This is a genomic window from Actinoallomurus vinaceus (assembly GCF_039542055.1).
Classification (GTDB): Bacteria; Actinomycetota; Actinomycetes; order Streptosporangiales; family Streptosporangiaceae; genus Actinoallomurus; species Actinoallomurus vinaceus.
On record NZ_BAABHK010000007.1, the window covers coordinates 327,771 to 348,739 of the forward strand.

The 20,969-nt window shown below is 70.2% G+C and carries 13 protein-coding genes; 3 read left to right on the forward strand and 10 right to left on the reverse strand.

Annotated features, from left to right (window positions below; all coding sequences use genetic code 11):
• Positions 1-61: 61 nt before the first annotated feature.
• The 5 genes from ABEA24_RS25780 to ABEA24_RS25800 all read right to left on the reverse strand — a co-directional run bounded on the left by ABEA24_RS25780 (position 62) and on the right by ABEA24_RS25800 (position 7,974).
• Positions 62-3,097: a discoidin domain-containing protein gene (locus tag ABEA24_RS25780; protein WP_345433626.1), complete on the reverse strand. Its 3,036-nt coding sequence runs from the start codon at positions 3,095-3,097 to the stop codon at positions 62-64.
• Positions 3,098-3,333: 236 nt separating this feature from the next.
• On the reverse strand, positions 3,334-4,344 hold the full coding sequence (locus ABEA24_RS25785; protein ID WP_345433627.1) for an ABC transporter permease: 1,011 nt from the start codon (positions 4,342-4,344) through the stop codon (positions 3,334-3,336).
• Entirely contained in the window at positions 4,341-5,306 is a 966-nt protein-coding gene (locus tag ABEA24_RS25790; protein WP_345433628.1) for an ABC transporter permease, read from the reverse strand. The genes ABEA24_RS25785 and ABEA24_RS25790 overlap by 4 nt, the downstream gene beginning before the upstream one ends.
• Positions 5,303-6,850, reverse strand: a complete 1,548-nt coding sequence (locus ABEA24_RS25795; protein WP_345433629.1) for a sugar ABC transporter ATP-binding protein — start codon at positions 6,848-6,850, stop codon at positions 5,303-5,305. Before ABEA24_RS25795 ends, ABEA24_RS25790 begins: the two co-directional genes overlap by 4 nt.
• Positions 6,851-6,885: 35 nt before the next feature.
• Positions 6,886-7,974: an ABC transporter substrate-binding protein gene (locus ABEA24_RS25800; protein ID WP_345433630.1), complete on the reverse strand. Its 1,089-nt coding sequence runs from the start codon at positions 7,972-7,974 to the stop codon at positions 6,886-6,888.
• Positions 7,975-8,206: 232 nt separating this feature from the next.
• Here ABEA24_RS25800 and ABEA24_RS25805 point away from each other — a divergent pair, with 232 nt between their 5' ends.
• On the forward strand, positions 8,207-10,723 hold the full coding sequence (locus ABEA24_RS25805) for a LamG-like jellyroll fold domain-containing protein (RefSeq protein ID WP_345433631.1): 2,517 nt from the start codon (positions 8,207-8,209) through the stop codon (positions 10,721-10,723).
• 57 nt (positions 10,724-10,780) lie between these two features.
• The gene (locus ABEA24_RS25810; RefSeq protein WP_345433632.1) at positions 10,781-13,237 is read left to right on the forward strand and encodes a beta-L-arabinofuranosidase domain-containing protein; all 2,457 of its coding nucleotides are present in this window, start codon (positions 10,781-10,783) and stop codon (positions 13,235-13,237) included.
• A 19-nt stretch (positions 13,238-13,256) separates the two neighbouring features.
• On the opposite strand, the gene ABEA24_RS25815 is transcribed toward ABEA24_RS25810, so the two are convergent.
• Entirely contained in the window at positions 13,257-13,604 is a 348-nt protein-coding gene (locus ABEA24_RS25815; RefSeq protein WP_345433633.1) for a DUF6300 family protein, read from the reverse strand.
• Positions 13,601-17,155, reverse strand: coding sequence for a DNA polymerase III subunit alpha (dnaE, locus tag ABEA24_RS25820; protein WP_345433634.1), 3,555 nt, complete (start codon positions 17,153-17,155; stop codon positions 13,601-13,603). The genes ABEA24_RS25815 and dnaE overlap by 4 nt, the downstream gene beginning before the upstream one ends.
• Positions 17,156-17,261: 106 nt before the next feature.
• Between dnaE and ABEA24_RS25825 the strand changes: the two genes are divergently transcribed.
• The gene (locus ABEA24_RS25825) at positions 17,262-18,227 is read left to right on the forward strand and encodes a LysR family transcriptional regulator (RefSeq protein WP_345433635.1); all 966 of its coding nucleotides are present in this window, start codon (positions 17,262-17,264) and stop codon (positions 18,225-18,227) included.
• Here the strand turns inward: ABEA24_RS25825 and ABEA24_RS25830 are convergent.
• The 3 genes from ABEA24_RS25830 to ABEA24_RS25840 form a co-directional block, all read right to left on the reverse strand.
• Positions 18,217-19,776, reverse strand: coding sequence for an IS200/IS605 family accessory protein TnpB-related protein (locus tag ABEA24_RS25830; RefSeq protein ID WP_345433636.1), 1,560 nt, complete (start codon positions 19,774-19,776; stop codon positions 18,217-18,219). The genes ABEA24_RS25825 and ABEA24_RS25830 overlap by 11 nt on opposite strands.
• A gap of 259 nt (positions 19,777-20,035) precedes the next feature.
• Complete coding sequence (locus ABEA24_RS25835; RefSeq protein WP_345433637.1) at positions 20,036-20,305, reverse strand: hypothetical protein; 270 nt, start codon at positions 20,303-20,305, stop codon at positions 20,036-20,038.
• Between the two features lie 80 nt (positions 20,306-20,385).
• Positions 20,386-20,826, reverse strand: coding sequence for a hypothetical protein (locus tag ABEA24_RS25840; protein ID WP_345433638.1), 441 nt, complete (start codon positions 20,824-20,826; stop codon positions 20,386-20,388).
• Between the last annotated feature and the right edge of the window lie 143 nt (positions 20,827-20,969).

The window sequence follows — 20,969 nt, forward strand, 5'->3', positions numbered from 1 at the left end:
CTTACAGAGAACTACTATCCGGATAGTTATTACTATCCGGATAGTAGTGCAGGCCGCTCCCCTACCAGGCGTGAAGCCCGAAACCATAGGGGTAAAGAGGGTTCCCGTACGTGGTGGGCGGTGACTGACCGGCGTCGATCTTCGCGCGGAGGTCGGCGCGCTCGGCGGCGGTCGCGCCCAGGTCGTACGGCAGGCTCCAGTCCTCGACGGCGTCGGCCGGCGTGTCCGTGCCGCCCGGCTTCAGGACCTGGTCGACACTGCGCGGGAGCTGCCACGGCAGTGACCCGTGGGGCGTGTAGTCGCCGAACAGCAGCGACGCCGTCGCCGGGCCGACCTCCTCGCCGCCGCGGTAGGTCATCACGATGGCGTCGGCGATGCCGTTCCAGTCGGAGATCACCGTCGGCCTCGGCAGGTCCATCACCACGACCACCGGGATGCCCTGGTTGTGGAAGTTCTGGATGATGGCCAGCTGGTCCGCCGGCAGGTACGGCTGCTCCTTCACCCACGCGGTGGCGTGCGTGTAACTGGGTTCGCCGACCGCCACGGCCAGCTTGGGCGACGGTCCGCTGTCGGAGTAGACGTTGACGCCGTCCTTGGCCGCCCGGGCCTTGATCGCGTCCAGGATGTCCAGCGAGCCGTAGTTCTGGTGGAAGTAGCTCGTCCAGATGCAGCACGAGGCGCCGTCGGTCGCGCGCGGCCCAGCCACGACGATGTTGTCGCCCGCCTTGAGCTTGAGCGGGAGGACGCCGTTGTTCTTCAGCAGGGTGATGGACTCGCGCGCGGCCTGGTTCGCCAGCGCGGCGTACGACGGCTGGTGGAAGCGGTACGGGCCGTTGACCGGATCACCGTACGGGCGGTCGAAGATCCCGAGCTCGAACTTGAGCCGCAGGATCCGGGTGACGGCGTCGTTGATCCGGGACATCGGCACGCTCGACAGGAAGCTCGCGATGGTGAACCCGGCCGCGCCCGGGTCGGCCCCGCCCATCACGTCGGAGCCGGCGTTCGCCGCGCTGATCCACGCGCTCGACGGCAGCCAGTCGGTCGTGATGAGGCCGGTGTAGCCCAGGTTGCCCCGCAGGTAGTCGAGGATGGGCTTGCTGTTGCCCGCGCCGGGACCGCCCGGGTCGAGGTACGAGCTGCCGGCGTAGCCGGGCATGATGTTCACCGCTCCGGCGTCGAGCGCGGCCCGCCACGGGATCATGTGGTACTTGATCGTCACCGCGTCGTAGACGATGCCCGCCTCGCCGCCGGCCCCCTCACCGGGCCAGTGCTTGACGGTGGCGAGGACGGACTCCGGGTTCAGCTCCGGCCCGCCCTGCAGACCGGTCACCAGCGCCCGTACCTGAGCGGCCGCGACGTCGGCGTTCTCGCCGCCGCCCTCCTGGATGCGGGGGTAGAGCACCTTCGTGCCGACCTCGGCGAGCGGCCCGAGCACACCGCGCGTGCCGACCTCGAGTTCCTCGCGGCGCTGCATGTCGCCGAGCTTGTAGTCCAGTGGGTAGTCCTTGCCGGCGGCCAGCGCGCTCTGCAGCGGATAGGTGGTCTCGTAGCCGGAGATGGTGTCGCCTGCGGAGACCGGCGGGATGCCGAGGCGGGTGCCGGCGGCGGCCCGCAGCACCGCGTCGAGGTCCTTCGGCTGCGCCGGGCCGAAGTGCCACCCCGACTGCGCGTACGTCTGGGCGTTGTAGAACATCTGGTACGCCTTCTCCTCAGGCGTCATCCTGCCGAGCAGGTCGGCGACCCGCGTCTCGACCGGCTGCCGCCAGTCCTCGTACGGCTGGATCGTCCCGTCCTTGTTGAGGTCCCGGGCGCCGTTCACGATGTTCACGCCGTCACCGGCCGCCTTGATGGCAGGCAGGTAGACGCTGAACGTGCGGATGTTCGACGTCGTCCGGGCGCCGGAACCGCTCACCGCGACCACGAACCACTTGTAGGTCCAGCGGTCGCCAAGGTCCCAGGTCGGCGTGTAGCCGGTCGTTGCCGCGGGCTCGGCGACCTTGGTGTAGAGGTCGAGCAGCCGGCCGGACGCGGTGAAGTCGTAGTCGGTGCGGCTGACGTTGATCCACACCTCGTAGTGCGCGGTGCCCGACACGGCGGACCAGGACAGCACCGGGCGGCGGGTGTCGGTGACCATGGCGTGGTCGGCCGGCGACGTCAGCGCGAACTGGTCGGTCGTCGCCGGGGCCTTGGTCGGCGGCGAGAGCAGCGGCGGCGTGCTCACCGACGTGTCGACCGAGCCGAAGATCTGGAACTCCCACAGCGAGTAGCCGTATCCCGTGGCGCGCGCCGTGCCGTAGAAGCGCACATAGCGGCCCGTACCGGAGATGTTGAGGTTCTCGGTGCCGCCCTTGCCCGTCGTCGTGGTGTAGATCGGGGTCCAGTTCGTCTCGTTGTCGGACACCTCGATCCGGTATCCGGTGGCGTAGGCGTTCTCCCAGACGAGCGTGGCGCCGGTGATGGTGGCGGGTCCGCCCAGATCGACCTCCAGCCACTCGTTGTCGGTGAACTGGCTGGACCAGCGGGTGTTCGTCCGTCCGTCCACCGCCGCGCCGGGGGCGTTGTCGCCCTCCGTCGAAGAGGCGCGCACCTGCTTGAAAGCGGAGATCGGTGTGGCGTCCGACGACGATCCGCTCGTGCCGTACACCTGGAACTCCCAGAGCGAGTAGCCGTAGCCGGTGGCTCTCGCCGTCCCGTACATCCGGACGTACCGCCCGGCGCCGGAGACGTTCAGGGTCTGCGTGCCGCCGGTGCCGCCGGTCGTGCTGTACACGGTGCTCCAGGTGGCGGCGTCGTCGGAGACCTGGATCTGGAAGGCCGTCGCGTAGGCCGTCTCCCAGGTGAGGACGACCTGGCTGAGGGTGGCGGGACCGCCCAGGTCGACCTGCAGCCACTGCGGGTCGCTGAAGGCGCTGGACCACCGGGTCCCGGCGTCGCCGTCCACGGCGGCCGAGGCGGGTGTGCCGGCGTTCTCCACCGAGGAGGCGGTGGCCGGCTTCCCCTGCGAGAGCAGCGCGGGGGCCGCGCTCGCCGGAGGCGACGGGAGGGCACCTGCGCAGGCCAGGAGCAGGGTCAGGATCGTGATCACTACAGAGGTCACAGCGGGACGTTCCGCTGCCCGGATGCGGGGCTTCATCGGGGCGGGCTCCTCTTCACGGGCACGGCGGGGCGGCGGAGGACCGCCGCCCGCACGGCTGGACGGCCGAAGGACTCCCGGCGCTGAAATGGCGCCGGGAGGTGAAGAAGGAGCGCGCTCTCCCGAGAGACTGACCGCGGTCAGAGGCGGTGTCAATAAGTCTGGGCGAACTTTTTTCGGGGCTTATATTAAGCCTGATGTCACATCCGGCGCGCGCGGCTCAGGTAGGTCTGCGCCACCACGACGACGGCCAGGAACGCGCCGCTCACCACCTGCTGGTAGGAGGAGGACAGGTCGCCGATCTGGTTGATCAGGTTCTGGATCACACCGAGCAGGAGAACGCCGGCGATCGTGCCGCTGACGGAGCCCGCGCCGCCGGTGAGCAGCGTGCCGCCGATGACGACCGCGGCGATGACGTCGAGTTCCATTCCGGTCCCGAGGATCGTCACGCCCGATGACAGGCGGGCGGCGTTCAGCGCCCCGGAGAGCCCGGCCAGCGTGCCGGACAGCGCGTACACGATGATCTTCGTGCGGGTGACCCGCACGCCCATCAGCGCGGCGGCGTCCTCCGCGCCGCCGATGGCGTACACCGCCTGGCCGAACCCGGTGCGCTGCAGCAGCACGGCGCCGACGACGAACAGGGCGAGCGTGAGGTAGACCGGGTAGCCCAGCCCGAGCAGACGTCCCTGGCCGAGCCGGGCGAGCGCCGACCCGTGCGGGATCAGGTACGTCGTCGCGCCCTCGTGCGAGATCGACAGCAGCAGGCCGCGCGCGCCGAGCAGGCCCGCCAGGGTGACGATGAACGGCGCCAGCCGGACCCGCGCGATCAGCAGGCCCTGCACCAGGCCGATCGTGCCGCACACGACCAGGGGCACCAGGAGCGCGGCCGGGGTGCCCCACCGCACCGCGTACGCGGCCAGCACCCCGCCGAGCGCGAAGACCGAGCCGACCGACAGGTCGATGCCGCCGGTGATGATGACGAAGGTCATGCCCAGCGCCACCATCGCGGGGAACGTCGAGGTGATGGCGATGTCCCCGAGGTTCTCACCGGTCGGGAAGCGGTCGAAGGCGAGCGAGCCGACGGCGAGCAGGAGCGCGAGCACCGCCGTGGCGCCGTGCCGCTGGATCAGGCCGAAGGCGCGGTCGCGCCCGCTCGGCCGGTAGGTGTCGTGGATGACGGGCGCGTCGGCGGCCGCTTGCTCGGTGGTCATCGTCCGGCCCCTCCCCTGGCGGCGTAGACCGCCGCGAGGATGATCACTGCCTGCACCATCTGGGCGACCGAGTCGGGCAGGTCGTGTTTGATCAGCGTGGCGCGGACGAGCTGGATCAGCAGCGCGCCGGCGACGGTGCCCAGGACGCGCACCCGGCCGCCGGTGAGCGGCGTGCCGCCGACCACCACGGCGGTGATGGCCGACAGCTCCATCAGCAGGCCGAGCGACGACGGGTCGCTGGCCTGCAGCCGGGCGGTGGCGAGCACGCCCGCGACCGCGGCCAGCAGGCCCGACAGCACGTACACCAGCAGCAGGACCCGCCGGACCGGCAGGCCGGACAGGACGCTCGCCGTGCGGTTGCCGCCGATCGCGACGAGCTGCCGGCCGAACGTCGTGCGCCGGACGACGCCCGCCACCAGAAGGGTCAGCGCGCCCGCGACCACGACCGGCAGGGGAACGCCGACGACGCTCGACGAGCCGAGGTCCAGCAGCGCCGCGTTGTGGACGTCCTTGAGCTGACCGCCGGCCAGCACGAGGGCGAGCCCCCGGCCGCCGACGAACAGCGCGAGCGTGGCGACGATCGGCTGGACCCGTACGAACGCCACGAGCGAGCCGTTGACCAGCCCGACGGCGACACCGCCCAGCAGCGCGACGAGGATCGCCGGCCCGACCCCGTACCCGAGGTAGAGGGGCAGCAGCGCGGTGGCGAGGGCCATGACCGAGCCCACGGACAGGTCGACGCCCTCCGTGCCGATCACCAGGGCCATGCCGAGGGAGACGATGACGATCGGTGCGACCTGGACCAGCTGGGTGCGGAGGTTCTCCATGCTGAGGAAGTGCGGGGTGATCCCGATGTTCACGACGATCAGGACGCCGATCGCCGCGTACACCCCGTAGTTCTGCAGCCAGGTCAGCACCCGCGCGCCGGCCGGCCGGGGCAGCGCGACGGCGGCCTCGCTCATGAGACCCCCTGCGCGATCGTGGTCATCACGCCCTCCTCGGTGAGTTCGTCTCCGGTCAGTTCGCCGACCACGGCGCCGTCCTTCAGGACGACGACGCGGTCGGAGCCCTCGACCAGCTCCTCCAGGTCGGAGGAGATCAGAAGGACGCCGAGACCCGTCTCGGCGAGTTCGTCGACCAGCGCCTGGACCTCCGCCTTCGCGCCGACGTCGATGCCGCGCGTGGGCTCGTCCAGCAGCAGCACCTTCGGCTCGGTGGCCAGCCAGCGGGCCAGCAGCACCTTCTGCTGGTTGCCGCCCGACAGCTCGGCCACCGGCTGGTGCGGCCCGGTCGCCTTGATCCGCAGCCGCTTCATGAACGTGTCGACGATCCGGTCGATGCGCGCGTCGGAGACGACCCCGGCGCGGGCCAGCCGGGGAAGGGCGGCCAGCGCGATGTTGTCGCGGACCGACAGGGTCGGCACGATGCCCTCGGCCTTGCGGTCCTCCGGCAGCAGCGCGATGCCCGCGCGCACGGCGGCGCCGGCCGACCCCCGGCGCACGGACAGCCCGGCCACGGTGACGCGTCCCGCGTCGAGCGGCAGCGCCCCGGCGATGGCCTTGGCCGTCTCGGTGCGGCCCGCGCCGAGCAGGCCGCCCAGCCCGACCACCTCACCGGACCGGACGGTGAGCGAGACGTCGTCGAGGAGGTACCGGCTGGACAGCCCGTGGGCCTCCAGGACCGGCTCTCCGGAGACCTCGTGGGCCCCCGAGAACCGGGTGACGCCTTCCGCGCGGACCTTCGCGACGTCCCGGCCGAGCATCAGCGACACGAGGCGGAGCCGGTCGAGGTCCGCGAGCGCCCCCTGGTGGACGACTCGGCCGTCGCGCAGCACGGTGACACCGTCGCAGATCCGGTAGAGCTCGTCCAGGCGATGGCTGACGTACAGGACGGCGATGCCCTGGTCGCGCAGCCGGTCGATGACGCCGAAGAGCGTGTCGACCTCGCGGGGTTCGAGGGAGGACGTCGGCTCGTCCATGATGACCACGCGGGCGTCGACCGAGACCGCCCGCGCCAGCGCGACCATCTGCTGCGCGCCCACGCCGAGGGATCGCAGCGGCAGCCGGACGTCCACCCGCACGCCGTACGACGTCAGCGTCCGGGCGGCCGTCTCGTGCATGCGGCGCGAGTCGATCAGCCCGAGGGCGCGGCGCGGCTCGCGGCCGAGCAGCAGGTTGCGGGCGATGCTGAGGTCCGGCACGAGGCCGATCTCCTGGTGCACCGCCTGGACCCCGGCCCGTTGCGCGTCCAGGGGCCCGGCGAAGCCGGCGGGCCGCCCGGCCAGCAGCACCGAGCCCTCGTCGGGCCGGTGGACGCCGGTGATCACCTTGATGAGGGTGGACTTGCCCGCGCCGTTCTCGCCGACGAGCGCGTGGACCTCACCGGGGCGCAGGCTGAGGGACACGTGGTCGAGGGCGAGCACCCCGGTGAAGCGCTTGACGATGTCGCGGGCCTCCAGGACCGGCGCGTCATCGTGCGGCGGGCGCCGGTCCTCGGGCTTGGTCACGGTCACGGGCACCCCCGATGGTGTCGGAGCATCGGTCAGTACGCGGTCGCCAGGGACTGCCTGGCGTTGGAGGAGTCGTACTCCCGATCGGAAATGATCACCTTGTCGGGGATGGGCTCGCCGTTGACGAACTTGCTCAGCGTCTGGAACGCCAGCGGGCCGAAGCGGGGGTTGGACTCCACGACCGCGTAGATCCAGCCACTGACGATCTGGGCCACGGCGTTCCGGGTGCCGTCCACCGAGACGATCTTGATGTCGCCGGCCTTCTTGCCCGCGCCTTTCAGGGCGGTCACCGCTCCCAGCGCCATCTCGTCGTTCTCGGCGTAGATGGCGTTGACGTCCGGGTGGCTCTGGATCATCTGCTCGGTGACCTGCTGGCCCTTCTCGCGCGCGAAGTCACCGGTCTGCTGGAAGGTGATCTGGATGCCGGGCGCCTGCTTGGCGATCTCGTCCTTGAAGCCGTTGGTGCGGTCGGTGGTCACGTTGTTGCCGGACGAGCCGAGGAGGATCGCGACCTTCCCCTTGCCGTTCAAGGCCTTGATCATTTGATCGGCGGCCCGCTTGCCCTGCTGGTAGAAGTCGGACCCGATGAAGGTCACGTAGTCCTTGCAGGCGGTGGCGTTGATCTTCCGGTCCACCGTGATGATCGGGATGTGCTTGGCGGACGCCTGCTGCAGCACCGGCTCCCAGCCGTCCGAGTTCAGGGGCGCGATGACGAGGGCCTTGGCCCCCTGGGCGATGAGTTGCTGCACGTCGCTGATCTGCTTGCTGAACTGCGACTGGCCGTTGGTGGCGCGCAGCCCGGTGATGCCCTGCTGCTTCGCCTCCGCCTTGATCGACTGCGTCTCCGCGATGCGGAAGGGGTTGGCCTCCTTCTCGGACTGGGAGAAGCCCACGACCGAGGTCTTGAGGTCGAACTTCGTACCGCCGAACCGGCCGATGGTGCAGGACGGCGCGTTCCCGGACGGCGTCTGCACCACCTGCTGGGGCTGCTGGCCGGACTGCGCGCCGGCCGACTGGTCTTTCTCCGACTTGGCGCAGCCGGCGGCGGTGACCAGGGCGAGGGCCACGGTGAGCACCCACGCGGGTGAGGACGTCCGTCGGGGGGTCGCAGGCACGGTCATGGCCGGTCCCTTCGTGCGGGTCAGGAGGTGCCCGTATTGAGTCACCACTGATCGGGTTCTGTCAATACCGATCAGAAAGACAGCGTTGCATCGATCTGAATATTGCAAATCCGATCAGCCTCGCTCATGCTGAGCCGTGATGTCCCGTGGTGGGCGTTTCGCGGCCGCCGTATCGCCGCCTCCCACCGCGTGTCGCCTCCGCCGGTTCCCTCCGACAGACGGGAGACCGTCCGTGTCCCTCTTCCGCCCGGTGCGCCGCGCCCGGCCCCGCGGCCCCGCAGCCGCCGCCCTCCTCGCCGGCACGCTGATCGCCGCCCTCCTGTCCCCCGCGACGCACGCCGCGGCGAACCCCGCCGGCGCGGCGCCTGCCGCCGCCGACCCGCCCCTGACCACCCCGTGGACGAGCCAGGTCTCGGCCCGCAACGCCCTCCCGGAGTACCCCCGGCCCCAGCTCACACGGGACCGGTGGCAGAACCTCAACGGCTCGTGGCAGTTCGCCGAGGCTACCGCCGGCCAGGCCCCGCCCGTCGGCCAGAACCTCGCCGAACGCGTCCTCGTCCCCTATCCCATCGAGTCGGCGCTGTCGGGCATCAAACGGCACGTCGACCACATGTGGTACCGCCGGACCTTCGCCGTGCCGCCCTCCTGGCACGGCGACCGGCTCCTGCTGCACTTCCAGGCCGTCGACTACCACACCACCGTCTACGTCAACGGCGTGCGGGTCGCCACCCACACCGGCGGATACGACGCCTTCACCGCGGACGTCACCGACGCGGTCCGGGGCACCAGGCCGCAGGAGCTCGTGGTCGGGGTCGACGACCCGACCGACATCGGGACCCAGGCGCTCGGCAAGCAGCGCGCCCCCGGAGACGGCATCTTCTACACGCCCTCCTCGGGCATCTGGCAGACCGTCTGGATGGAGCCGGTAACGGCCGCCCACGTCGAGCGCGTCGACACGACCCCGGGCCTGGCCGCCAAGGACCTGCGGCTCACCGTCCACGCGGCCGGCGCGCAGGCCGGGACCGTGGAGGCGACGGCGTACGCCGGGCGCCGGAAGGTCGGCCGGGTCACCGGAGCGGCCGGGACCGAGCTGCGGCTGCACATCGCCAAGCCGCACCTGTGGACGCCCGACGACCCGTACCTGTACACGCTGAAGGTACGGCTGCGGAACGGTCACGGGCCCGCCGACGAGGTCGGCTCCTACTTCGGGATGCGCTCGATCTCGCTCGGCAAGGGTCCGGACGGCAAGGTCCGCATGCTGCTCAACGGCACCTTCACGATGCAGGTCGGGACTCTGGACCAGGGCTTCTGGCCGGACGGCATCTACACCGCCCCGACCGACGCGGCTCTGCGGTTCGACCTCCAGGCGCACAAGCGCCTCGGCTTCAACATGGTCCGCAAGCACGTGAAGGTCGAACCCGACCGCTGGTACTACTGGGCGGACAGGCTCGGCCTGCTCGTCTGGCAGGACATGCCCGCGACGTACGCCGGGCACTCGCCGTCCGCCGCGACCAAGACGCAGTTCGAGACGGAGCTGCACGCGCTGGTCGACCAGCACCGCAGCCACCCGTCCATCGTCGTCTGGGTGCCGTTCAACGAGGGCTGGGGCGAGTACGAGCCCGGCCGCATCAGCGCCGCGATCAAGTCGTGGGACCCCAGCCGCCTCGTCAACGCCGACAGCGGTGTCAACTGCTGCGACTCCCTTCCCGACAACGGTGAGGGCGACATCCGCGATGACCACACCTACGTCGGCCCCGGCACGCCGATCCAGCAGGGCGTTCGCGCCTCGGTGGACGGCGAGTACGGCGGCCTGGGCCTCAAGGTCGACGGCCACATGTACGACCCGGCCCACGGCTTCGCCTACGAGATGGAACCCGACGCGGCCACGCTGACCCGGCGCTACACCGAGTTGCAGAACCGCCTGCTCCAGGTCGAGAAGGGCTGCGGCCTCTCCGCCTCCGTCTACACCCAGATCACCGACGTGGAGAACGAGCTCAACGGCATCTACACCTACGACCGCAAGGTCCTCAAGCCCGGCGCCGACGAGGTGCGCAAGGCCAACCTGGCCCTCATCAAGGCGTCCGGTTCGGTCGGCCAAGGCGGCGGCGGAAGCTTCCCGCCGGGCACCCCGGGCCTCGACGGCGTCGCCTTCTACCCCCTCGACGAGGGGACCGGCACCGTGGCCAAGGACACCGCGGGCTCCCGCGACGCCACGCTCGTGAACGGGCCGGCCTGGACGACCGGGCACTCCGGGTCCGCGCTGCAGTTCAACGGCTCGAACCAGTTCGCCGACACCGGCGCGGCCATCCTGGACACGACCGGGAACTACAGCGTGTCCGCCTGGGTGAAACTCGACCGGCGCGGCTCGTTCGCCACGGCGGTCAGCCAGGACGGCGACACCAACAGCGCGTTCTACCTGCAGTACTCCGGCGCCGACGACCGGTTCGCGTTCAGCTTCGCCGGCGTCCGGGCGCTCGCCCCGGCCGCGCCGCAGACCGGGCAGTGGTACCACCTCACCGGCGTCCGCGACGCCGCCACCGGAACCCTGACCCTCTACGTCAACGGGGAGAAGGCCGGGACGGCGTCGGCGTGCCTCGGTGACCCCTCCACCGGCCACACCGTGATCGGCCGGGGCAAGTACGGCGGCAACCAGGTCGACTTCTGGCCCGGCGCCCTCGACCAGGTGCACGTCTTCGACCGGGCCCTGTCCGCCGACGACGTCGCGGCCCTCTACCGATCCGGCAAGTGACCCAGCGCGGGAGGGACCACCCGGTCCCTCCCGCCTCCCGTGGAAAGGAGAGAGCCGATGGAACGACGGACGTTCCTCACCCGCGGCCTCGCTGTGACCGGGGGCGTCGCGGCCGCCGGCGTCGGGAGCCCCGCCCGCGCGGATCGCTTCCCTGGCGGCGTACGGGTCCTGCGCACTGTCGAGGCCGCCTCGGCGGGCGGGCACTACACGCCGAACCGCGCGCCGCTGCGACCGGCGCCGTTCCTCAAGCTGCCGCCGGGAAGCGTACGGCCGAAGGGATGGCTGCGGCGGCAGCTCGACCTGCAGGTCGAAGGCCTCAACGGCCGCATGCCCGAAGTATCGGACTATCTGAACTACGACACCAACGGGTGGGTCGATCCCTCGAAGGGAGGCTGGGAGGAGCTTCCGTACTGGCTGCGCGGGTTCACCGACCTCGGCATCGTCACCGGCGACGAGCGCGTACGGGGCCTGACGCGCCGGTGGGTGGACGGCATCCTGGCCGCCCAGCAGGCCGACGGCTGGTTCGGGCCGGCCGCCCATCGCACCTTCCTCGACGGCGGCCCCGACTTCTGGCCGCACATGCCCGTCCTCGACGCGCTCCGCTCGTACGCCGAGGCGACCGGCGACGAGCGGATCACGCCGTTCCTGATGCGGTACTTCGGTTTCCAGAACCGTCAGCCCGCCGAGGTGTTCCGACGCGGCTGGGGCGCGTACCGCTGGGGCGACACCATCGACAGCGTCTACTGGGCCTACAACCGGACCGGGGAGGCCTGGCTCCTCGACCTCGTACGCAAGATCCACGCCGGCTCCGCCGACTACGTCACCGGCCTGCCGACCTGGCACAACGTCAACCTCGCCCAGGGGTTCCGCGAGCCGATCCAGTACGGCGTGCTGGCCGGCGACCCGGCGCTGCGCACGGCGACCTACCAGAACTTCGACACGGTGATGGGCACGTACGGCCAGTTCCCCGGCGGCGGGTTCGCCGGCGACGAGAACTGCCGCCCGTACTTCACCGATCCCCGGCAGGGCTTCGAGACCTGCGGGTTCGTCGAGCTCATGCACAGCTTCGAGCTGCTGACCCGGATCACCGGGGACCCGGTCTGGGCCGACCGGTGCGAGGACATCGCCGTCAACTCGCTGCCCGCCGCCTTCGACCCCGCGCAACGCGGCACGCACTACGTCACCAGCGCCAACTGCGTCCAGCTCGACAACGTCGCCAAGTCGCACGGCCAGTTCGACAACGACTTCGCCATGCAGGCGTACATGCCGGGCGTGCACAACTACCGCTGCTGCCCGCACAACTACGGCATGGGCTGGCCGTACTTCGCCGAGGAACTCTGGCTCGCGACGTACGACTCCGGGCTGTGCGCCTCGATGTACGCCGCGTCCGAGGTGACGGCGAAGGTCGGAGCCGACGGCACCGTCGTCACCGTGACCGAGGAGACCGGGTATCCGTTCGAGGAGACCGTGACGCTGCGGATCTCCGCGCCGCGCCCCGTCGACTTCCCGCTCTACCTGCGCGTTCCGCAGTGGTGCGAGAAGCCCGCGCTGCGCGTGAACGGTTCACCCGTGCCTGTACGGGCGGCACCACCCTGCTACGTCGTCGTCACCCGCACCTGGCGGAACGGGGACCGGATCGAGCTCCGCCTCCCCATGCGCACGACCACCCGTACCTGGGAGAAGAACCACGGAGCCGTCTCCGTGGAGCACGGCCCGCTCACCTTCTCCCTGGCCATCGAGGAGAACTGGCGGCGGTTCGCCGGAACCACGGCCTGGCCGGAGTACGAGGTCACCGCCGGCTCGCCGTGGAACTACGGCCTCGACGGCCGCTCCTTCACCGTACGGCGGCGGCCGGCGCGCGGAAACCCGTTCACCCGGCGGGGCGCGCCCCTGGAGATCCGCGCGCGGGCCCGCCGGATCCCGGCCTGGCGGGCCGACGACGAGAACGTCATCCAGCGGTTGCAGGACGGCCCCGTCAGGTCGGCCGAGCCCGCGGAGACCGTCACGCTCATCCCGATGGGCGCCGCACGCCTGCGCATCACCGCGTTCCCCGCCATCGGCCACGGCCCGGACGCCCGGGACTGGACGGTCGTGCCGGTCGCCACGGCCTCCCACCTGTGGCAGGGCGACACGACCGAGGCGCTCTGCGACGGGATCGAGCCGGCGAACTCCGCCGACGAGTCGATCCCGCGCTTCACCTGGTGGGACCACCGCGGGGGCGTCGAGTGGGTCCAGTACGACTACCCCGAGCCCATCACGGCCGCCGCCACGGCCGTGTACTGGTTCGACGACACCGGACACGGGCAGTGCCGCGTCCCGGCGTCGTGGCGGCTGCTGTACCGCGACGGCGACACGTGGCGACCCGTTGAGAATCCGTCCGCGTACGGCACCGCGCGCGACGCCTACAACCGCACGACGTTCACCCCCGTACGGTCCGCCGCCTTCCGGCTGGAGGCACACCTCGGCGACGGTGTGTCGGGCGGCATCCTCGAATGGAGCATGGAGCAGCGCTGAGGGACGGCCGTCGCCGGGATCACAGCTCACCTCGATACCAGGCGTCGACCTCGGCGTCGAGGGCCGCCTGGTCGAGGTGGGGCGGCCTGGCGTTCTCGATCCACCGCCGGATGAGCCGGGCGAGAACGCCGATGGTCCGGTCGGTCGCGATCCCGTGGACGGCGAAGAAGGCGGCGATCGGCCCGGTGACCGGATCATCGCCGTCGCAGTGGGCACACAGCAGGATCTCCGCGGTGCCGTTGACCTCGGTGCCCTGTTCGGTCGGCCAGCCGTGGGGCATCCGCAGTACGGCGAGGATCTCACCGGCACACCGCGGGCATGCTCGCCACGTTGAGCGCGCCCGGTGGTGCGTGGGCTCGGCGGTCATGCGCCGACCGCGTTCGCGCCGAGCAGCGACTTGATGTCCCCGAAGAACGACGGTTCCGGCTGGACGCGGAATCGGTCGAGGTCGATCAGCAGTCCCTTCCCGTCGGGTCGTCGCGCCTGCAGCCTCAGGTGCACGGGAGCGCGGCCGGGGTGGGATTCCAGGATGCGTTTCAGCTCGCGGACGACGTCAGCGGACACCCGGGCCTCGGGAAGACGGATCACCACGGGCGGCTCACCGTCGCTCACCTGGGAGACGTCCAGGACGGTGACCTCCTCCCCGTAGACGCTCAGGGTCTCGTCCCGCACGTTGATCCGGCCGCGGATCGTGACCACCCGGTCCTCGGCCAGCGCCTCGCCGTAGAGGGTGTGGCTCTTGGGGAAGATCAGGCACTCCACGGACGCGTCGTGGTCTTCGAGGGCGACGATCGCCCACGGGTCGCCCTTCTTGGTGACCTTGCGCTGCAGGCCGGCGATGATCCCGGCGATCCGCACGAACCCGTCCGTACGGCCCGAGGCGAGCAGCTCGGCGATCGTGGTGTCGCGGGCCGCCTCCAGGACCCGCTCGGCGCCGTCGAGGGGGTGCGAGGAGACGTACAGGCCGAGCATCTCGCGTTCGAACGCGAGCAGGGTGCTCTTGTCCCACTCGTCCTCGGGGAGCGCGACGGAGAACGGGGTGTCCTCGGGTTCGTCGGAGGCCCCGAAGAGGGAGTCCTGACCGCGGGCCTCGTTGCGTTTCACGTCGATGACCGAGTCGATGGCCTGCTCGTGGACCATGACGAGGGCCTTGCGGTGGTGCCCGAGGCCGTCGAACGCGCCGGCCTTGGCGAGGGACTCGATGACGCGCTTGTTGCAGACGCTCGCGGGGACCTTGGTGAGGAAGTCGTTGAAGTCGGTGTAGGCGCCTTTCCCCTTCCGCGTGTTCACGATCGCGTCGACGACGGCCGCGCCCACGTTACGGATCGCGCCGAGCCCGAAGCGGATGTCCTGCCCGACGGCGGCGAAGTTCAGCTCGGACTCGTTGACGTCGGGGGGCAGGACCTTGATGCCGAGGCGTCGGCAGTCCGACAGGTAGACCGCCATCTTGTCCTTGTCGTCACCGACCGAGGTGAGCAGCGCGGCCAGATACTCGGCCGGGTGGTTCGCCTTCAGGTAGGCGGTCCAGTAGGAGACGACGCCGTACCCGGCGGTGTGGGACTTGTTGAACCCGTACCCGGAGAAGGGGACGAGGACGTCCCAGACGGCCTTGGTCGCCTCGGCGGAGAACCCGTTGCCGGCCATGCCGGCCGAGAACGTCTCCCACTGCTGGTCCAGGACCTCCTTTTTCTTCTTGCCCATCGCGCGGCGCAGCAGGTCGGCGCCGCCGAGGGAGTACCCGGCCAGCTCCCGGGCGATCGCCATGACCTGCTCCTGGAAGACGACCAGGTGGTAGGTGTCGCCCAGGATCGGTTCCAGCGCCTCCTCCAGCTCCGGGTGGATCGGCTCGACCTGCTGCTTGCCGGTCTTGCGCAGCGCGTAGTTGGTGTGGGCGTTCATCTCCATCGGCCCCGGCCGGTACAGGGCGTTGACGGCGGCGATGTCGGTGAACGTCGACGGCTGCATCAGCCGCAGCAGGACCCGCATCCCGCCGCTGTCGAGCTGGAACACCCCGAGCGTGTCGCCGCGCGCCAGCAGCTCGTAGGTCCTCCCGTCGTCCAGGGGGACTTCGCGGATGTCGATCTCGACGCCCTTGTTGGCCCTGATGTTGGCGATCGCGTCGTTGATGACGGTGAGGTTGCGCAGGCCGAGGAAGTCCATCTTCAGCAGGCCCATGTCCTCGGCCTGCGTGAACGGGAACCCGGTGATGGTCGGCCCGTCGGCCTTCGGCTTCACGAGCGGGAGCACGTCGATCAGCGGCTCGGACGACAGGATCACGCCGGCGGCGTGGATGCCGGTGCCGCGCGTCAGTCCCTCGACGCCCACGGCGGTGTCGACGACCCGCTTGACGTCGGGCTCCTCCTCGTACAGTCTCCGCAGCTCCGCGGCCTCGCCGTGGCGGGGGTGGTTCTCGTCGTGGATCGCCGACAGCGGGATCTCCTTGCCACCGACGGCGGCGGGGAACGCCTTGGTGATGCGGTCCCCGAGCGCGTACGGGAGGCCAAGCACCCGGCAGGAGTCCTTGACCGCCGCCTTGGCCTTGATGGTGCCGAAGGTGACGATCTGGCAGACGCGGTCGTCACCGTACTTGCGGGTGACGTAGTCGATCATCTCGTCGCGACGGCGGTCGTCGAAGTCCAGGTCGACGTCGGGCATGGTGACGCGCTCGGGATTGAGGAACCGCTCGAAGATCAGCTTGTGTTCGATCGGGTCGAGCTCCGTGATGCCCGTGCAGTACGCCACCAGCGATCCGGTGGCCGAGCCTCGGCCGGGACCGAGGCCGATGCCGTTCTCGCGGGCGTACCGGCAGATGTCGGCGACGACGAGGAAGTAGCCGGGGAAGCCCATGTCGTCGATGACGGACAGCTCGTAGTCGATACGGTCCAATGCCTCCTGCGGCGGGTCGCCCTTGTAACGGAGCCGCGCGCCGGCCAGGGTCTCCTTCCGCAGCCACGACGATTCGGTCTCCCCCTCGGGGACCGGGAAGTTCGGCATCAGGTCCCGGTGGGCGAAGACCTCGCCGTAGTCGGCGACGCGTTCGGCGATGAGGAGGGTGTTGTCGCAGGCGCCCGGGACCTCGCCGTCCCACAGGGACCGCATCTCCTCGGCGGTCTTGACGTAGTAGCCGCTGCCGGAGAACCGGAAACGGTTCTGGTCGGCGAGCCGCTTGCCGGTTCCGACGCACAGGAGGGCGTCGTGCGCCTCCGCCTGATCCTCGGTCACGTAGTGGGAGTCATTGGTGGCCAGCGGCGGCAGGCCGAGCTCCCTGCCGAGCCTCAGCAGGTCGTCGCGGACTCGCCGCTCGATCGCGAGACCGTGGTCCATCAGCTCCAGGAAGTAGTTGTCCTTGCCGAAGACGTCCCGGTACGTCGCGGCGGTCTCGAGCGCCTTGTCGTACTGGCCGAGACGGATGCGGGTCTGTACCGCGCCCGACGGACAGCCGGTCGTGGCGATGATGCCCGTGCCGTGCTCGGCGAGCAGTTCGTCGTCCATGCGCGGGTACTTCTGCACGTGGCCTTCGAGCCAGGCACGTGACTGGAGCCGGAAGAGGTTCCGCAGGCCCTCGGCGTCGGCGGCCCACATGGTCATGTGGGTGTAGAGGCCACGCCCGGAGACGTCGCCGCCCTCGCCGGTGTCATCGTTCGACTTACGCAGCGCGAGATTGTCGGACCAGAACACCGACTGCTTGTGGAACCGCGACGCCGGGGCGACGTACGCCTCGATCCCGATGATCGGCTTGACGCCTGTCTTCTTCGCCGAATGGTAGAACTCGTACGCGCCGTGCACGTTGCCGTGGTCGCTCATCGCGACGGCGGGCATCCCCAGCCGATCCACCTCCTCCATGAGGCGCCCGGTCTTCGCGGCGCCGTCGAGCATCGAGTACTCGGTATGGACGTGCAAGTGGACGAACGAACCCACCGGTCACTCCCTTTGGTTGTACGGTCTCATCGGCGTCCGACATTCGACCGAAAGGAAGAAGGGGTTGTCTAACAACGGACACACCCACCTGCGACAACCTCCGGTTGTGCAGCGAGATGGGCCGGACCTGCATCTCGCCGCCGTCCGCGCCTTCGTCACCGTCGCCGAGGACTGTTCCTTCAGCGAGGCGGCCGCCCGCCTCGGCCTGAGCCAGCAGGCGATCTCCAAGCGCGTCGCACGGCTCGAGGCCGATCTCGGCGTCGTGCTCTTCCACCGCCTGCACACGGGAACGGAGTTGACGGAGGACGGGGTGTCCTTCCTCACGCACGCGCGTGCGCTCATCGCCCTCGCCGATCAGGCCGTCGCGATGCTGCGCGGCCGGCGCCGGGCCCTGCGCATCGACGTGCTCGCCACCTGGCTGGCGTCGATCGACATCGTCCGGGGCTTCCATGACGCCGTCGGCGAGGTCGACCTGGAGATCGTGACCTCGAGGGGCCTCACCGAGGCACTGCCCGAACTGGCCCGCGGATCGATCGACGCCTTCCTCGGCCGGGCCACCGGGGCACTCGGCGAGGACATCGAGTGCACACCCGCGTACCTCGAACCGCTCCACCTCCTGGTCGGCCGCCGGCACCCGCTCGCCGGCCGGCGCGAGGTGGAGATGTCCGAACTGGCGGGCACGACGATCTGGATGCCGGGGATCGCCCGGCCGGACACCGAGTGGGCGGAGTTCTACCGCTTTCTCGGCGACGAATTCGCCATCAGGTACGACACGTCCGGCCTCCCCCTCTTCGGCCACGAGCATCTGGTGGAACGCGTCGGAGCGGACGGCCTGGTCACCTTCAACGGCGAGAGGACACGGCTCCCCTGGCGCCCCGACGTGGTCCAGATCCCGGTCACCGCGCCCACTCCCGCGTACCCATGGTCACTCCTGTGGCACGGCCGGAATCCTCATCCGGCGCTAGGCCTGCTGATCTCCCACATCAGCGGGCGCTATCGGCCGTACGACCCGCAACGCCAATGGATCCCAACCCCCGACCGCCCCCACTTCACCACCGTTCCTAAAGACTGAGCGCAAGTTGTGCGTACTCAGCCGGACGCTCCGAACGGTGTTGGGCGTCCTGGTTGCCCGCGTTCGCTCCGCATCCGGTCCCATCCGATCGTGTCGGTGGTCCGGGGATGCGGGGGCGGGGTTCCTCACGCCCTGGGGCGTCCGGTCGGGCCTGGACGGTCCGATGCCCCTGCTCATCGCTCTGGTGAGCAGGGGGCGGTGTCGTCCGTCGCCGGATCGGGTGCCCGAGGGCGCGTCGTCCGATCGCCACCGCCGCCGCATCGTGGCGGGTGGCGTTCCTGTTCTTGCTGGTAAGCGGTTTTTGCCAGTGCTGGGCTCCCCACTTGCTGGTATAAGCGGGGTCGACGGCGACGATCGTGATGCCGAGCTCGGCCGTCATCGCCACCAACCTGGCGCGCAGCCTGGCCACGGGCATGCCGGAGATCAGTTTCCGGAACCGCTTACGCCGCCCATGTTTCTCGCGTGTCGTGTCCGCGGTGAAGTCCAGGTCTTCGATCGCGATGGCAAGGCCGTGCTGTTTCGCCCAGTGCAGCAGGCGGGTGAGGGCGTGCCGGACCTGGGCGTCGCGGTGGGAGGCGCTACCGGACAGGTCGAACTCGAACCGGCGCGGCTCGCCGAGCGGGTTGCCGTGGGTGTCCAGCCGCCAGGCGGCCAGGTGGTCGGCGTTGGTGTCCACCCCGATCACACCACCCGCCCGGACGGTTTGCAGCGGGACGGTCTTGACCGGCGGGATGGTCCAGGAAGCGGTCAGGTACCAGCGCCCGCGCTGAACGTCCTCGCAGATGCGGTAGGCCACCGCCCGGTTGGCGCTCACTCGGTCACGCCACTGGTCGCCCCGGTGCGGGAATGACACCCTCGCGGTGAGAACGTACCGGCCGTGTGCGGCGTTGGCCAGGTACGCCAACGGCGCCGGGAGCTTGATACTGACCTCACCCTCAGGCGTGACGCGGATCGTCTCATTCCCGTACCGCTTCCCGGATTCGCCATCAGCGGCCAGGAACCGGCGCGCAGCCTCCCAGCGCTCGCGCCATTCGGCCTTGGTGAGCTCGGCGGCATCCAGGTTGTGCCGGGTGCGCAGCAGCCGCTTGCCTCCCCGCACGACACGAACGCGCCCGGCCTGCCAGTCCGCCCGAGCGGCGGCCAGCCGGTCCTGCAACACGCCCAAGCGGCGGGTCTTGGCGAACCACTCCTCTGCGTCGCGGTAACCACCCGGTGACCGCTTCGTGCCCTTCTCACCCACCGGCAGCGACAGCCGATGCGTGATCGTGGCGATCCCGGCCTCCAAGCTTTGAATGTGAGCGAGCCGGCCGCGCCGTGCCAGCGCCCACTGATCATGCGTGGCCTTCGTGATCGAACCCACCCACCGCGACGACGACTCGGCGGTCAAAGCCCGTTTGCGCTCCGCCCACTGGCCGGTGTCATGATCCAGCCCAGCCGCACACCGCCCCTTCAGATCGCAGGAGGCCAGCGACCCCAGATGGTCACCCACCAGCCGCAACACCGTCACATCCTGCGGGATCAGACCCTTGAGCCGGTCACGAATCGCCACACCCGACGACCCCAGCGCAACGAACGGCGCGGCGAACCCACGGGCAGGGCCACCGGCCGAACGGGAAACAGGACGCGACGCTGAACGCACGTTCGAACGTTAGCGACACCCTGACCATAACGTCAACTCAAGGTAATCATTTGAATCCGATGGGTTAGTAGGAGTGTTGCAAACCGCGCGCGGTCCCCCCGGCCGACACCGGAAGGACGCCCTCATGGGCCAGCTACGGAATGCCGTCGACGGCGGCATGCGGGGCCGGTCAGTGATCCGGTCGCTCGGCGACGGTGGCCATTGCGGCGATGATGCGGTCTTCGGTGACCTCGGGGCCGGTCAGTTCGGCGGCGACGGTGCCGTCGCGCAGTACCGCCACGCGGTCGCAGCCGGAGACCAGTTCCTCGAGGTCGGAGGAGATCAGCAGGATGGCCAGGCCGGCCACGGCGAGCTCGTCCAGCAGGTCGCGCAGCTGGGCCTTGGCGCCCACGTCGATGCCGCGGGTCGACTCGTCCAGCAGCAGCACCTTCGGCTGCATCGCCAGCCAGCGGGCCAGCAGGACCTTGCTCCCGGACTGAGCAGCTGCTCGCCGCCGTTGTCTCCATGACGCCTTCCCCCTCACAGTGCCGCGCGGACGATCCATCCGTCTTCGCTTCGGTGGAGTTCTGGCCTGAGCCGTCGGTAGCCGGGGCGCCCTGCGGAGCGCCACGTCTCGACCCAGAGGCCCAGCGCGTCCAGCGCCTCGGGGCCACCGGCGTGGATCGTGTCCCGGCCGTCTCCTGCGAGGATGAGCGCGACGCTTTCCGGGCCGGTCGCGCCGATGCGCCAGGCAGGGTTTCCAAGTGCGGCGGTCGTGAGCCCGCTGGGCCGGGCCGCGAGGATGTAAGCGTAGAAGTCGGCCCCGTTCTCCTCGGAGGTGAGTGGGCCCGGAACGGTTTCAGAGTGATCGATCAGCCGTCGAAGCAGGCGGTGGCCGACCGGCTCACGCTCGTGAGTGCGAAGCCAATCGGCCGACAACCACCAAGGGCTGCCGTGCTCGTCGTGGGCGAGCGCGTCCACTCGGCCTGGTGGTACAAGCCACTGCTGGAGGACTTGATCGTGGGCTTCGACAAAGCCGCCTGGAATGATCGCCTCACCGGTGAGACCATGCTCCTGGTCGACGCGGACTCGGACGACCGCGTGGGTCCTCGTCGATCGCGTCG

Bases quoted from the DNA above. Each gene is read 5' to 3' on its own strand.
- ABEA24_RS25785 (WP_345433627.1), bottom strand. From the start codon at position 4,344: ATGACCACCGAGCAAGCGGCCGCCGACGCGCCCGTCATCCACGACACC.
- ABEA24_RS25815 (WP_345433633.1), bottom strand. From the start codon at position 13,604: ATGACCGCCGAGCCCACGCACCACCGGGCGCGCTCAACGTGGCGAGCA.
- ABEA24_RS25810 (WP_345433632.1), top strand. From the start codon at position 10,781: ATGGAACGACGGACGTTCCTCACCCGCGGCCTCGCTGTGACCGGGGGC.
- ABEA24_RS25835 (WP_345433637.1), bottom strand. From the start codon at position 20,305: ATGCAGCCGAAGGTGCTGCTGCTGGACGAGTCGACCCGCGGCATCGAC.
- ABEA24_RS25800 (WP_345433630.1), bottom strand. From the start codon at position 7,974: ATGACCGTGCCTGCGACCCCCCGACGGACGTCCTCACCCGCGTGGGTG.
- ABEA24_RS25790 (WP_345433628.1), bottom strand. From the start codon at position 5,306: ATGAGCGAGGCCGCCGTCGCGCTGCCCCGGCCGGCCGGCGCGCGGGTG.